Origin of the sequence: Streptomyces roseirectus, from assembly GCF_014489635.1 — a bacterium.
GTDB classification, from domain to species: domain Bacteria; phylum Actinomycetota; class Actinomycetes; order Streptomycetales; family Streptomycetaceae; genus Streptomyces; species Streptomyces roseirectus.
In genome coordinates this window covers 4,389,450-4,403,310 of record NZ_CP060828.1, presented here as the reverse complement: position 1 = coordinate 4,403,310, position 13,861 = coordinate 4,389,450, and the positions used below count along the sequence as shown (strand labels likewise).

The following is a 13,861-nucleotide window of genomic DNA, read 5'->3' as shown; positions in this document are numbered from 1 at the left end:
CCGCCCGCAGAAGCCACCTCGAAAAGCCGCTCCCGACCCCACCCCACCCCGCCCCCGCCCGTAATAGCCACGCCCCCACCCACCCGCACCTGCCACAATCAACCCCATGACCACGCTCAAGTCCAAGCTCCAGGAAGACCTCAACACCGCGATCAAGGCCCGCGACGAACTGCGCTCCTCGACCCTGCGGCTCACGCTCACCGCGATCACCAAGGAAGAGGTCGCGGGCACGGAGAAGCGCGAGCTCTCCGACGACGAGGTCCTGAAGGTGCTCGCCCGCGAGGCGAAGAAGCGCCGCGAGGCGGCGGACGCGTTCGCACAGGGCGGCCGGACCGAGCAGGCGGAGCGGGAGAAGGCGGAGGGCGAGGTCCTTGCCGAGTACCTGCCCAAGCAGCTCGACGACGACGAGCTGACCGAGATCGTCGCCGCCGCGGTGGCCGAGGCCAAGGCCGCCGGCGCCGAGGGCCCCCGCGCGATGGGCGCCGTCATGAAGATCGTCAACCCCAAGGTCGCGGGCCTCGCGGAGGGCGGCCGAGTGGCGGCCACGGTCAAGAAACTCCTCGCGAGCTGACCGACCCCGCAGCGGCCTCCGGCGGACCGACCCCGCAGTGGCCTCCGGCGACGAACCCACGCCGCCCACCACACCAAAGGGCCCCCTCACCACCGTACGAGTCCTCCGTACGACGGCGAGGGGGCCCTTTCAACGCTCAACCCCGACCCTTACCCCCTACTCAGCCCCGCCCCCCGTTCCCGTTCCCGTTGTTGCCGTTCTGCCCCCGGAACAGCCCCTCGGGGAGCCCGGTGATCGTCGGGGTGGGGAAATCGCCCCCGCCGGAGCCCCCGTTGGAACCGCCGGTCGACGTGTTCGTGCCGGTCGTGCCGCCCGTCAGCAGCCCGCCGATGAAGCCGCCGTCGTCACCGTTGTTGTTGTCGTTGCCACGACCCCGGCCACGCCCGTTGCCGTTGCCCGGGCCGTTGTTGCCGCGGTCGCGGTCGACCTTGCTGCCGGGGATGGTGACGGTGCGGAAGTCGGGGGAGTCCTTGCCCGCGAGGGCGCCGGTCATGGCGTCCTTCCAGATGGGACCGGGGGTGTCACCGCCGTAGACGAGGGAGTGGTACTCGCCGCCGATCCAGATGTTCTGCATCTCGACCTTCTGCGTGGCACTGCCGACCCAGACGGCGCCGGAGAGGTTCGGCGTGTAGCCGACGAACCAGGCGTTCTTGCGGGAGTCGGTCGTACCCGTCTTGCCGGCGTTGGCGCGGTCCTTGAGGCCGGCCGTCTTACCGGTACCGGAGTCGACGACCCCGCTGAGCAGCGTGTTGATCGTGTCTGCCGTTTTCTCGCTCATCGCGCGCGAGCACGTCGACTTGGGCACCTCAAGGGACTTCTTGGTGTTCCCCACGGTCTGTGTGATCGACTCGATGGCGACCGGCGTGCAGTACATCCCGCGCGAGGCGAACGCGGCGTACGCGCTGGCCATGGTGAGCGGGGAGAGACCGGTGGAGCCGAGGGTCATCGACGACGGCACCTGGGGAACCTTGTCGCCGTTGCCCTGGACGACCCCGAGCCCGTCGATCATCTTGGACACCGGGCACATCCCGATGTCCTCCAGCATCTGCACGAAGTACGTGTTGACGGAGAGCTCCATCGCCTTGCGCAGGTCGTACGGCCCGACCTCGGACTCGCTCTCGTTCTCGACCGTGTCGTTACCGGTGTTGCGCCAGTCCTTGCCACCGCACGCGGAGACCCGCTCCGGGTAGGGCATCTCGAACGGCGCGGGATACACCTGGTTCGCCGGCCGCCCCTTCTCCAGCGCCGCCGCCGCGAGGAACGGCTTGAACGTCGAACCGGTCGGCCAGCCGAAGTTGGACCCGCCGTACGCCGAGTCGACGGAGTAGTTGTACTCGGTCTCGTTCTTGCCGTAGCCGTACGGCCTGGACTGCCCCATCCCGAGGATCTTGCCGGTGCCGGGCTCGACGAGCGTGACGGCCGTGGCGACCGCGTCGGACTGGTAGACGTGGTCCTGGATCGACTCCTGCACGGAGTCCTGCGCCTGCGGGTCCAGGGTCGTGCGGATCGTCAGCCCGCCCTGGTTCCAGATCTTGGCCCGGTCCTCCTTGGTCCGGCCGAAGACCGGGTCGTTGAGGAAGACCTTCTCGACGTACTTGCAGAAGAACCCGGCGCCCTTGACGGCGGTGATGCAGCCGTTCTTCGGCTGGGTGACCTTGAGCCCGAGCGGCGCGGCCTTCGCCTTGTCCGCGTCGGCCTGCGAGATGTCGCCGAGGTCGGCCATCCGCTGGAGGACGACGTTGCGGCGCAGGGTCGCCTGCTTCTCGTCGTTGATCGGGTCGTAGAGGCTCGGCGACTGGACGATGCCGGCGAGCAGCGCCGACTCCTGGAGGTTCAGGTCCTTGGCGTGCTTGGAGAAGTACCGCTGCGAGGCGGCCTCGACGCCGTACGCCTGCTGCCCGAAGAACGTGATGTTGAGGTAGTTCTCCAGGATCTTCTTCTTGCCCAGCTCCTCCTCGACCTGGATCGCGTACTTCAGTTCGCGGATCTTGCGGCCGATGGTCTGCTGGGTGGCCTCGGCGACCTTCGTCGGGTCGTCGCCCGCCTCCTCGACGAAGACGTTCTTCACGTACTGCTGGGTCAGCGTCGAGGCGCCCTCGGAGACGCCGCCGCTCTGCGCGTTCTTGTTCAGCGCGCGCAGGATGCCCTTCAGGTCCACCGCGCCGTGCTGGTAGAAGCGCGAGTCCTCGATCGCGACGATCGCCTTCTGCATGTACGGCGAGATGTTCTTGAGGTCGACGACCGTGCGGTCGCGCGAGTAGACCGACGCGATCTGGTTGCCCTTGGCGTCCAGGATCGAGGTGCGCTGGCTGAGCGGGGGCGTCTTCAGGTTGGCCGGGAGTTCGTCGAACGACTCCACCGACCCCTTCGCGGCGAGCCCCAGCGCGCCGGCTGCGGGCAGCGCGATCCCCGCCAGGACGGCTCCCGACAGCACACTGACACCGAGGAACTTGGCGGCCTGCTGCGTCGTGGACAGACCACCGCCCGAGCGCTTCTTTGGCATGGGGGCCAGCCTAATCCGTACTCCTGGGGGCTTCGCCGGAGTGGGCGGCCGTGCGGCTGTTCGGGGACAGGATTGTGACGTGCGGACGCGTTTGACGCCGCCCGGAGCGCAGACGCGCGGGCGCGTTCAGGTGCTCCGAGGGCATTCGGACGCGCCTGGCGCGCGTACCTTCTCATTCCCCGGACACGCGGACAGGCGTTGGCCTAAGCTGCTCTCAGCTGTCACAGCGGCAGGGCCACGTATCCATACGTCCGCCGACCCCGAATCGTTGCGGAGAGGCCCGACAATTTCTGCCGGGGGCGTGCCCGAATCCGTCTCGTGTGTCAGCTGACGCCCGTTGTGGCACCAGTGAACTGCCCCGATTCGCCGGGAAAGTCACGTATGTCGCGGCCTCACTCGCGCGGGTGATCTGCCGGATGCGCATAGTCCGTTCGGGCCATTCAAGATTGGACCCGAAGGGGGTGTTGCGCTGTGCCCACCTTCCGTAACGTCCTCAACTGGCGGCGGTGAATATGCCGCTGCCGCCGTGGGGGAGCCTCGATTCGGGAGAGGACGGCGCCGGTATGGGCTGGGTAACCGACTGGAGTGCGCAGGCTGCCTGCCGCACTACTGATCCGGATGAACTGTTCGTTCAGGGAGCAGCGCAGAACAGGGCCAAGGCGGTGTGCACCGGTTGCCCGGTACGCACCGAGTGCCTGGCGGACGCGCTCGACAACCGCGTCGAGTTCGGCGTGTGGGGAGGGATGACGGAGCGTGAACGGCGGGCCCTGCTGCGCCGCCGGCCGACCGTCACCTCCTGGCGCAGGCTCCTGGAGACCGCACGCTCGGAGTACGAGCGGGGCACGGGCGTCGTGAGCGTCGCCGGTGTCGTCTCGCTCGACGACGAGCGGGTGTACGAGAGTTACGCGGCGGTGGGATAGCCGCGCACCGGGGTTCTCGTGGGCCTTCGGTTTCACGGTGGTGAGCGGTTGAGCACCACATTTCGTCTCGTCGTGCGCTGAATTCCTTCCGAGCCGAGTGGGGGCCTTTCTCGGCTCGGGGTATTCGGCCCGTACGGCGCTTTTCGTACGAGGGTTTCTCGTCCGTGCGCCCTCGACGTGCCCTTGGCTCACCGCGTCCCCAACTCACCGCGTCCTCAGCTCACCGCGTCCTCCGGCAGTTCCGGACGGTTCGCCGCCAGGCGTGCGCCGATGTCGCGCAGGCCCGCCAGGTCGTGTACGTCACCGGGGAGCGCGGCCACCTCGGTCACGGCGACCTCGGGGTGGAGCGCGGTGAAACGGTCACGCGTGCGCTGCTCGCGGGAGAGCAGGCGCATCCGGTCCGCGTGGAGCCTCAGCAGGCCCGCGGTGAGCCGGTCGACGGACCGCTCCGTGTCGACGCCGGCGGGGGAACCTTCGTCGGGGGCGGGTTCGTCGGTGGCGGAGGGGGATGAACTGCCAAGTGGGTCGGGAGAGTTACCTAGGTCAGCCTTCCCTGGGTCCTGATCCACAATGCCGGAGCGGTCAAGATTTTCCGCCGCGCTCAGCGCCCGCTCGGCGGAGAGCTGCGCGGCCCCGCTGCCGTGCACCCGGTTGAGGACCAGCCCGGCGAGCGGCATGTCCTCGGCGGCCAGCCGCTCGACGAAGTACGCCGCCTCCCGCAGTGCGTCCCGCTCCGGCGCCGCGACGACCAGGAACGCGGTGCCGGGGGCCTGGAGGAGCTTGTACGTCGCGTCCGCGCGCGTGCGGAAGCCGCCGAACATCGAGTCCATCGCCGCGACGAACGTCTGGACGTCCTTCAGGAGCTGGCCGCCGAGCAGCTTGCCGAGCGCGCCGGTCATCATCGACATCCCGACGTTCAGGAACTTCATCCCCGCCCGGCCGCCGACCTTCGCGGGCGCCAGCAGCACGCGGATCAGCTTGCCGTCCAGGAACGAGCCCAGGCGCTTGGGCGCGTCCAGGAAGTCCAGCGCGGAACGCGACGGGGGCGTGTCGACGACGATCAGGTCCCACTCGTCCCGCGACCTCAGCTGGCCCAGCTTCTCCATCGCCATGTACTCCTGCGTGCCGGCGAACCCGGCGGAGAGCGACTGGTAGAAGGGGTTCCCCAGGATCGCGGCCGCCCGGTCGGGCTCCGCGTGCGCCTCGACGATCTCGTCGAACGTGCGCTTCATGTCCAGCATCATCGCGTGCAGCTCGCCGGCGCCCTCGACGCCCTTCACCCGGCGCGGGGTGTTGTCCAGCGAGTCGATCCCCATGGACTGCGCGAGCCGGCGCGCGGGGTCGATCGTCAGGACGACGACCTTCCGCCCCCGCTCGGCCGCCCGCAGCCCCAGGGCCGCCGCTGTCGTCGTCTTCCCGACCCCGCCGGAGCCGCAGCACACGACGATCCGCGTCGCCGGGTCGTCGAGCACGGGGTCGATGTCGAGCACGCGCGCGGGGGAGAGGGGGCGGGGGGTGGCGGCCGGTGCTGCCTCGGTGCCGGCCTCGGGTCCGGGGGTGACGGTGGCGGGGCGGTCGGACGGGTGCGTGGTCATGCGATGCCCTGCTTCCGCAGTTCGGTGGCGAGTGCGAAGAGTCCTGCCAGGTCCATGCCTTCGGTGAGGAGGGGGAGTTCGTGGGTGGGGAGGCCGAGGTCGGTGAGGACCGCGCGCTGGTCGTGTTCGAGGCGGTGGCGCTCGGCGTACTCCTCGGCCTCCGCCAGGAGGGGGCCGACCAGCTTCTCCGCGTTGCCCCCGCGGCGCGCCCCGCCGAGGCCGGCCGAGGACAGCGACCGTGCGACAGAGGAACGCGCGACGCCGTCCACGAGTTCCAGCGTCTCGCCGTCCAGCACCTCGGGCCGCACCATGTTGACGACGACCCGCCCCACCGGCAGCCGCGCGGCGCGCAGCTCGGCGATGCCGTCGGCGGTCTCCTGGACGGGCATCTCCTCCAGCAGCGTCACCAGGTGCACCGCGGTCTCCGGGGACTTCAGCACCCGCATCACGGCCTGCGCCTGATTGTGTATCGGCCCGATCCTCGCGAGCCCGGCCACCTCGTCGTTGACGTTCAGGAAGCGCGTCACCCGGCCCGTCGGTGGCGCGTCCATGACGACGTAGTCGTAGGCGAACCGCCCGGATTTGTCCTTGCGCCGCACCGCCTCGCACGCCTTGCCGGTCAGCAGGACGTCCCGCAGGCCCGGCGCGATCGTCGTCGCGAAGTCGATCGCGCCGAGCTTCTTCAGCGCCCGCCCGGCGCTGCCGAGCTTGTAGAACATCTGGAGGTAGTCCAGCAGGGCCAGTTCGGGGTCGATGGCCAGCGCGTACACCTCCCCGCCCCCGGGCGCGACGGCGATCTTCCGCTCCTCGTACGGAAGGGCCTCCGTCTCGAAGAGCTGCGCGATGCCCTGCCGGCCCTCGACCTCGACGAGAAGCGTCCGCTTCCCCTCCGTCGCGAGGGCCAGCGCGAGGGCCGCGGCGACCGTCGTCTTTCCGGTCCCGCCCTTGCCGCTGACGACCTGGAGCCTGCTCACGTCTTCGAGCGTAACCACTCGGCGCCCGGACCAATCAGCAGGCTGTGGATAACCGGTACGACAGTCGCATGAACACCCCGTCCCCAGCCTGTGGACAACCCCCTCGCCCCAGGCGGCTACAGTCGCCCCATGACCAAGTGGGAATACGTGACCGTGCCGCTCCTCGTGCACGCGACCAAGCAGATTCTGGACACCTGGGGCGAGGACGGCTGGGAGCTGGTCCAGGTCGTGCCCGGCCCCAACCCCGAGCAGCTGGTGGCCTACCTGAAGCGGGCCAAGGCGTGAGCGCGGTCGAGGACCGGATCGCCGAACTGGGCCTGACCCTCCCGGACGTCGTCCCGCCGCTCGCGGCCTATCAGCCCGCCGTGCGCTCGGGCGCGTACGTCTACACGTCCGGCCAGCTGCCCATGGTCGACGGCAAGCTGCCCGTCACCGGCAAGGTCGGCGCGGAGGTCACCCCGGAGGAGGCCAAGGAGCTGGCGGCGCGCTGCGCGCTGAACGGCCTGGCCGCCGTCAAGGCCGTCGTCGGCGACCTGGACCGCGTCGTGCGCGTCGTGAAGGTCGTCGGCTTCGTCGCCTCCGCGCCGGACTTCACCGGCCAGCCCGCGGTGATCAACGGCACCAGTGAACTGCTCGGTGAGATCCTGGGCGACAGGGGCGTGCACGCGCGCAGCGCGGTCGGCGTCGCGGTGCTTCCGCTGGACGCGCCGGTCGAGGTCGAGTTCCTGGTCGAAGTGAGCGACTGACAGCCCGACCGACAAGCCGCCGGGAACCCTCCTGCCGGGGGGTTTCCGTGTTTCCTGCCCCCTCTCGAACATTCGCTCCCCAGCGGATAGCCTCCGGCCATGGCGAATGGGCAGTGGTTCCCACCGGACTGGCCGGATCTCATCCGCGCGCTGGCGGACGGCACACTCACCCCGGTCACCCCCAGACGGGCGGCCACCGTCATGCTCCTCAAGGACACCGGCACCGGCCCCGTCGTCCACATGCTGCGCAGGCGCACGTCGATGGCGTTCGCCGCGGGCGCGTACGCGTACCCCGGCGGTGGCGTCGACCCCCGCGACGACGACCGCACGGTCCGCTGGGCGGGCCCCTCGCGCGCGTGGTGGGCCGACCGGCTCGGCGTGGACGGCGCGTCGGCGCAGGCGATCGTGTGCGCGGCCGTGCGGGAGACGTACGAGGAGGCCGGCGTCCTGCTCGCGGGGCCGACGGCCGACACGGTGATCGAGGACACCACCGGCGACGACTGGGAGGCCGACAGAACGGCCCTGGTGGCCCGTGAGCTGTCGTTCGCGGAGTTCCTGGACCGGCGGGGCCTCGTGCTGCGTTCGGACCTCCTGGGGGCCTGGACGCGCTGGATCACCCCCGAGTTCGAACCCCGGCGCTACGACACGTGGTTCTTCGCCGCCGCCCTCCCCGCCGGCCAGCGCACCCGCGACGTCTCCACGGAGGCCGACCGCACGGTCTGGATCCGGCCCGCCGAGGCCGCCGCCTCCTACGACGCGGGCGACCTGCTGATGATGCCGCCCACCATCGCCACCCTGCGCCAGCTCGCGCCCTGGGCAAGCGCCGCCGAGGCCCTGTCCGCCGCGCGGGAGCGCGACCTCACGCCGGTCCTCGCGCACGCCCGCCTCACGGACGACGAGATCGTCCTGTCCTGGCCGGGGCACGCCGAGTTCACCAAGCACATCCCGATCCCTGGAGCCCCCGCATGACCCAAGCCGGCGCCCTGCCCGGCCAGCCGCGTGGCACGGTCCTCTCCGGTCCCGCCACCCCGCGCGCGGTCAACGTCCTCGCCCCCAACGCCTCCGCGATGACCCTGGACGGCACCAACACCTGGATCCTCGCCGAACCCGGCTCCGACCTCGCCGTCGTCGTCGACCCCGGTCCCCTGGACGAGGGCCACCTCCGCGCGGTCGTCGACACCGCCGAGCGCGCGGGCCACCGCATCGCCCTCACGCTCCTCACCCACGGCCACCCCGACCACGCGGAGGGCGCCGCCCGCTTCGCCGACCTCACGCGTACCCGCGTACGCGCGCTGGACCCCGCTCTCCGCCTCGGTGACGAGGGCTTGGCCGCAGGCGACGTCATCACGACCGGCGGCCTCGAACTGCGCGTCGTCCCCACGCCCGGCCACACCGCCGACTCCCTCTGCTTCCACCTCCCGGCCGACCGCGCGATCCTCACCGGCGACACCGTCCTGGGCCGCGGCACCACCGTCGTCGCCCACCCCGACGGCCGCCTCGGCGACTACCTGGACTCCCTGCGCCGCCTGCGCTCCCTCACGGTCGACGACGGCGTGAGCACCGTGCTCCCCGGCCACGGCCCCGTCCTCGACGACGCCCAGGGCGCCGTCGAGTTCTACCTCGCCCACCGCGCCAACCGCCTCGCCCAGGTCGAGACCGCCGTCGAGAACGGCCACCGCACCGCCCCCGAGATCGTCGCCCACGTCTACGCCGACGTCGACCGCTCCCTCTGGCCGGCGGCCGAACTCTCGGTCAGGGCCCAGCTGGAGTACTTGCGGGACCACGGGCTGATCTAGCGGGCGCGCACGCACCTGTTCACGCGGCGGAGGACCGCGCCTTCAGGACGCCTGTTCGCCCTTCACGCCGTGCACGCGTGCGTACTCCTCCGCCAGCCACGGACCCAGGTCCCGCGTGTACTCCGCCAGTACCTCCGGGGAGTCCGTCGGGTCGTAGCCGCGTGCGGCTGCCGTACGGAGCTGGGCCCCGCGCGCGGGGTAGTACTCGGCGAACGCGCCGGCCATGTCGTGCAGGTCGCTCGTCCAGCCGTTCCAGCGGGGCATGACGAGGGTGAAGGCGGTGCGGACCAGGTGGCGGGACTGGAACCGGACGAGGCGGACGCGGGCCTCGGGGGAGTCCGCCTCGGCGGCGCGGGTGCGCCAGTGGGGCAGGAGTGCGGCGAGGTCGCCGTTGGTCTCGCGGGCGAGGAGGGAGGTGGGGCGGTAGCGCGGGAGGTATTCGGCGAGGTCGTCGCCCAGGAGGGGCGTGCAGAGGCAGGCGACGAAGAAACCCATGTCGTACGTCTCGGCGTCGCTCAGGAGCCGGTCACGGCCGTACAGGAGGGCCCCCGCGCCGTCGATCTCGGGGAACTCCTTGTCCAGGTGCTCCCCGAGCGTGCGGACGGCGTCCCAGTCGGCCTCGGAGGGCTCCGCGCGCGGGACGATCAGGAGGTCCAGGTCGCTGCGGCCCACGCGCGCGGTGCCGCGCGGGACCGAGCCGTAGAGGTACGCGCTGTGCAGCCGCGTCCCGAAGAGATCGAGGACGCGGTCCCGGGCCGCCGCGACGACGGGCCGGAACCGAGGCTGCACGCGCGCGAGGGAGCCCTCCCTGGCGATGCAGCCCTGGGCGTCGAGACCTCGGTGGGAGATCGGTTCCGTCATGCGCCCACTGTGCGTGGAGGGAGAGCGGTCGGGCAGCTCATTTTCGGGGCGGCCCGACGGAATCAGCCTCCAGGACGACGCTCAGCGCGACCGCTTGGCCAGCCGCTCGACGTCCAGGAGGATCACGGCCCGCGCCTCAAGGCGCAGCCAGCCCCGCTGCGCGAAGTCCGCCAGCGCCTTGTTCACGGTCTCCCGCGACGCGCCGACGAGCTGCGCCAGCTCCTCCTGCGTGAGGTCGTGGACGACGTGGATGCCCTCCTCCGACTGGACGCCGAACCGGCGCGACAGGTCGAGCAACGCGCGCGCGACACGTCCGGGGACGTCGGAGAAGACCAGGTCGGACATCTGGTCGTTGGTCTTGCGCAGCCGCCGCGCGACCGCGCGCAGGAGCGCGCCGGCGACCTCGGGGCGCGCGTTCAGCCAGGGCTGGAGGTCGCCGTGGCCGAGGCCCAGCAGCTTGACCTCCGTCAGCGCCGTCGCCGTCGCCGTGCGCGGGCCCGGGTCGAACAGCGACAGCTCGCCGATCAGCTCGCCGGGGCCGACCACCGCCAGCATGTTCTCGCGGCCGTCCGGGGAGGTGCGGTGGAGCTTCACCTTGCCCTCGGTGACGACGTAGAGCCGGTCGCCCGGATCGCCCTCGTGGAACAGCGAGTCACCACGCGCGAGGGTCACCTCACTCATGGAGGCGCGCAGCTCCGCGGCCTGCTCGTCGTCGAGAGCCGCGAAGAGCGGGTTGCGCCGCAGAACGTCGTCCACGAGTTCTCTCCTTGTCGACCTGCTCAGGGGATCTTGCGCCCCCACGTACCAGGGGACCGTGGTGCCCATTTTGCCGGACGGTCCAAACAGTGTGATCTGTCACAAGGATGCCGCACACCTGTCCCGAGGTAAGCGGCAGGGGTCCAATCGGGGGCCGGTCGCCGGGGGCCGGGGCGGATGTCAGTGCCGGGCTCTACGCTGGTCGAGTGTCCAAATCGCCGGTGAGAGCGCGGGCTCACGGGGGCGGCCGGGCGGGATCGCGGCGGAATTCCGCCGTGGGCGAACAGGACGGCGGGGGGATCTCTGGTGGCGGCACGAAAAGGGCGGAAATGACAGAGAAGGCTTCTGGGAAGAAAGCGTCCGAAAGCGGGCGCGGGAAACCGGCGGGGGCCGGGAAACCCGAGTCCCGCACCGCGCTGGTCCGCCGCGCGCGCAGGATCGACCGCGAACTCGCCGAGGTCTATTCGTACGCGCACCCCGAACTCGACTTCGAGAACCCCTTCCAGCTCGTCGTCGCGACCGTCCTGTCGGCCCAGACGACCGACCTGCGGGTCAACCAGACGACGCCCGCGCTCTTCGCCAAGTACCCCACGCCGGAAGACCTCGCCGCCGCGAACCCCGAGGAGGTCGAGGAGATCCTGCGGCCCACCGGGTTCTTCCGCGCCAAGACCAAGTCCGTCATCGGGCTCTCCAAGGCGCTCGTGGAGGACTTCGGCGGGGAGGTGCCGGGGCGGCTTGAGGACCTGGTCAAGCTGCCCGGCGTCGGCCGCAAGACGGCGTTCGTGGTCCTCGGCAACGCCTACGGGCGGCCCGGCATCACCGTCGACACGCACTTCCAGCGCCTCGTGCGCCGGTTCCGCTGGACGGCCGAGACGGACCCCGAGAAGATCGAGGCCGCGATCTCCGAGCTCTTCCCCAAGTCCGCCTGGACCGATCTCTCCCACCACGTCATCTGGCACGGGCGCCGCATCTGCCACGCGCGCAAGCCCGCGTGCGGGGCCTGCCCCATCGCCCCCCTCTGCCCCGCCTACGGCGAGGGCGAGACCGACCCCGACAAGGCCCGCAAACTCCTCAAGTACGAGAAGGGCGGCTTCCCCGGCCAGCGCCTCAACCCGCCGCAGTCCTACCTCGACGCGGGCGGCAAGCCGGCACCGCCGCTGGGCAGCGCGTAAGGGTGGCCGCCGGCCGGTGAAGGGGCCTGGCCCTGCGGCCCCGGCTTGAACCGCTGGACGGGTGTTCCACGCGTGCGTGCCCGCTGGCTCGGGAGACTCGGGAGACGGGGTTGCGGATGCGTTGGGAGGCTGAGGCCGGCGGAACGGGAGCGCCCTACGTCCGGACGGAGTGCCGGCCCGCCGGCGAGCGTGAACCTGTGGACGTCGGTCGCCCCGGCGGCTGCGGTCACCCCGAGGCCGGGGCCGGGCCTGCGGGAGGGCCCGGCTGCCCCGGCCGTCGGCGCTGACCGTTCAGCGACTGCCGGTCGGCATCGCACGTTGTGCGGGTGCCCGCGTAGGCGGTGTGCCGCTCGGTGAGGTGCCCGGCGCTGACTCCCCGCCGGCCGCCCCACCCCCGTTCGTGATGTGGACGGTCACATGAACTCGGGGGAAACCGGGGAGGACCATCCGCGTGGGGCGGAACGATCTCGGGGGTGGTGGGCGTTGGGTAGGAAAGGAACGGGGGTGGTGTGGTCGTGAGGCATGTGGAGGGTGCGCCGGTGGAGGTCAGCGAGGAGGGGCTGCCGGAGTGGCTGGGGCCGGTCGTGCGGGCGGTACGGACCGTGGCGCCGCGGCAGCTGAGCAGTTTCCTGCCGCCGGCGGATGGCCGGGGGCGGCAGTCCGCGGTGCTGATCCTGTTCGGGGAGGGCCCGCGGGGGCCGGAGCTGCTGCTGATGGAGCGCGCCGGCTCGTTGCGCTCGCACGCGGGCCAGCCGTCGTTCCCCGGCGGCGCGCTGGACCCGGAGGACGGCGATCCGCAGGGGGACGGGCCGCTGCGGGCCGCGCTGCGGGAGGCCGAGGAGGAGACGGGGCTGGACCCCGCGGGCGTGCAGATCTTCGGCGTCCTCCCCAAGCTCTACATCCCCGTGAGCAGCTTCGTCGTGACGCCCGTGCTGGGCTGGTGGCGCAAGCCGAGCCCCGTGGACGCCGTGGACCCCGCCGAGACCGCCCGCGTCTTCACCGTCCCCGTGGTGGACCTCACGGACCCCGCGCACCGCGCCACCGCCGTGCACCCCAGTGGGCACGCGGGTCCGGCGTTCCTGGTCGAATCGGCCCTCGTGTGGGGGTTCACGGCCGGCGTCATTGACCGGCTCCTGCACTTCGCCGGCTGGGAACGGCCCTGGGACCGCGAGAAGCGGGTCCCACTGGACTGGCGCGCATGACAGGGTGTCCCCGGGACGAGGCCCCCTCTCCGCACCCCTCACCGAAAACCGGGGCCGCCCCGGCGCCCGGCGAGAAGACGGAGACTCCCCACCCGACTCGTCGGAACCCGGGGATCTCATGGCCACTCCCGCAGGAATCCGGGAAGTCCCCGGCACCCGGCGAGAAGGCAGGGCCCCTCAGCCCGACACACCGGCACCGAAACACCCCCTCGCACCCCACCCCGCCAGCCCCCTGGCCCCCCGTCAGGACCCCGACCCCCCACCCCAAGGAAACCCCGGCCCTCCGAACGAACACCCCCGAAGGAACCCCGGCGACCCCGGCGACCCTTAGGACCACACCGGAACCACCGACAGACCCCAGAAAGCCGCCGAGCGATCTGGTCGGCCTCGGACGCGCACCAGCACTCCCGGCGACCCCTAGGGACGTGCCGGAGCCATCGGCGGTCCTCAAGAGGGCACCGGGCGATCCAGTCGGCCCCGGGGGTGAACCGGCGCTCCCGGTGAACCTCAGGGACGCGCTGGAATCCCCGGCGGACCTCAATGGGATGCTGGACGACCCGACGGGCCACAGTGGGACGCCGGACCTCAGGGGAACGCCGGACCTCCCGGCGTCCTTCGGAGGCACGCCAGGATCCCCGGCCGCTCGCAGAGCAACGCCGGACGATCCGGCGGACCTCGGAGGGATGCCGGGAGGCCCGGTGGGCCTCAGTGGGGCACCGGGCGATCCGGCCGGCCTCGGGGGCGCGCCGGAGGCATCGGCGGGGC

At 71.5% G+C, this 13,861-nt stretch carries 13 protein-coding genes; 8 read left to right on the top strand and 5 right to left on the bottom strand.

The window, feature by feature from the left end:
- Nucleotides 1–106 precede the first annotated feature (106 nt).
- Nucleotides 107–571, top strand: a complete 465-nt coding sequence (locus tag IAG44_RS18170; RefSeq protein ID WP_187748148.1) for a GatB/YqeY domain-containing protein — start codon at nt 107–109, stop codon at nt 569–571.
- A 160-nt stretch (nt 572–731) separates the two neighbouring features.
- On the opposite strand, the gene IAG44_RS18165 is transcribed toward IAG44_RS18170, so the two are convergent.
- Nucleotides 732–3,074, bottom strand: a complete 2,343-nt coding sequence (locus tag IAG44_RS18165) for a transglycosylase domain-containing protein (protein ID WP_187748147.1) — start codon at nt 3,072–3,074, stop codon at nt 732–734.
- Nucleotides 3,075–3,637: 563 nt separating this feature from the next.
- Between IAG44_RS18165 and IAG44_RS18160 the strand changes: the two genes are divergently transcribed.
- Nucleotides 3,638–3,994, top strand: coding sequence for a WhiB family transcriptional regulator (locus IAG44_RS18160; protein ID WP_187748146.1), 357 nt, complete (start codon nt 3,638–3,640; stop codon nt 3,992–3,994).
- Between the two features lie 215 nt (nt 3,995–4,209).
- On the opposite strand, the gene bagB is transcribed toward IAG44_RS18160, so the two are convergent.
- Both bagB and bagA read right to left on the bottom strand, forming a co-directional pair.
- Nucleotides 4,210–5,589, bottom strand: a complete 1,380-nt coding sequence (bagB, locus tag IAG44_RS18155; protein ID WP_246561827.1) for an ATPase BagB — start codon at nt 5,587–5,589, stop codon at nt 4,210–4,212.
- Nucleotides 5,586–6,563 (bottom strand): ATPase BagA, encoded by a 978-nt coding sequence (gene bagA, locus IAG44_RS18150; RefSeq protein ID WP_187748145.1) that lies wholly within the window; start codon nt 6,561–6,563, stop codon nt 5,586–5,588. The genes bagB and bagA overlap by 4 nt, the downstream gene beginning before the upstream one ends.
- Nucleotides 6,564–6,692: 129 nt before the next feature.
- Here bagA and sp36 point away from each other — a divergent pair, with 129 nt between their 5' ends.
- The 4 genes from sp36 (at nt 6,693) to IAG44_RS18130 (ending at nt 9,105) form a co-directional block, all read left to right on the top strand.
- Nucleotides 6,693–6,848 carry a Sp36 family protein gene (sp36, locus tag IAG44_RS18145; RefSeq protein ID WP_187748144.1) on the top strand — a complete coding sequence of 52 codons (156 nt, stop codon included), beginning with the start codon at nt 6,693–6,695 and terminating at the stop codon, nt 6,846–6,848.
- Entirely contained in the window at nt 6,845–7,309 is a 465-nt protein-coding gene (locus IAG44_RS18140; protein ID WP_187748143.1) for a RidA family protein, read from the top strand. The genes sp36 and IAG44_RS18140 overlap by 4 nt, the downstream gene beginning before the upstream one ends.
- A 99-nt stretch (nt 7,310–7,408) precedes the next feature.
- Nucleotides 7,409–8,278, top strand: coding sequence for an NUDIX hydrolase (locus IAG44_RS18135; RefSeq protein ID WP_187748142.1), 870 nt, complete (start codon nt 7,409–7,411; stop codon nt 8,276–8,278).
- Complete coding sequence (locus tag IAG44_RS18130) at nt 8,275–9,105, top strand: MBL fold metallo-hydrolase (protein WP_187748141.1); 831 nt, start codon at nt 8,275–8,277, stop codon at nt 9,103–9,105. Before IAG44_RS18135 ends, IAG44_RS18130 begins: the two co-directional genes overlap by 4 nt.
- Nucleotides 9,106–9,147: 42 nt before the next feature.
- On the opposite strand, the gene IAG44_RS18125 is transcribed toward IAG44_RS18130, so the two are convergent.
- Entirely contained in the window at nt 9,148–9,966 is an 819-nt protein-coding gene (locus IAG44_RS18125) for a nucleotidyltransferase domain-containing protein (protein WP_187748140.1), read from the bottom strand.
- Nucleotides 9,967–10,047: 81 nt separating this feature from the next.
- On the bottom strand, nt 10,048–10,722 hold the full coding sequence (locus IAG44_RS18120; RefSeq protein WP_010350941.1) for a Crp/Fnr family transcriptional regulator: 675 nt from the start codon (nt 10,720–10,722) through the stop codon (nt 10,048–10,050).
- Nucleotides 10,723–11,051: 329 nt separating this feature from the next.
- On the opposite strand from IAG44_RS18120, the gene nth reads away from it, so the two are divergent.
- Both nth and IAG44_RS18110 read left to right on the top strand, forming a co-directional pair.
- Entirely contained in the window at nt 11,052–11,894 is an 843-nt protein-coding gene (gene nth / locus IAG44_RS18115; RefSeq protein ID WP_187748139.1) for an endonuclease III, read from the top strand.
- A 515-nt stretch (nt 11,895–12,409) separates the two neighbouring features.
- On the top strand, nt 12,410–13,096 hold the full coding sequence (locus IAG44_RS18110) for an NUDIX hydrolase (RefSeq protein WP_246561822.1): 687 nt from the start codon (nt 12,410–12,412) through the stop codon (nt 13,094–13,096).
- The last annotated feature ends 765 nt before the right edge of the window (nt 13,097–13,861 follow it).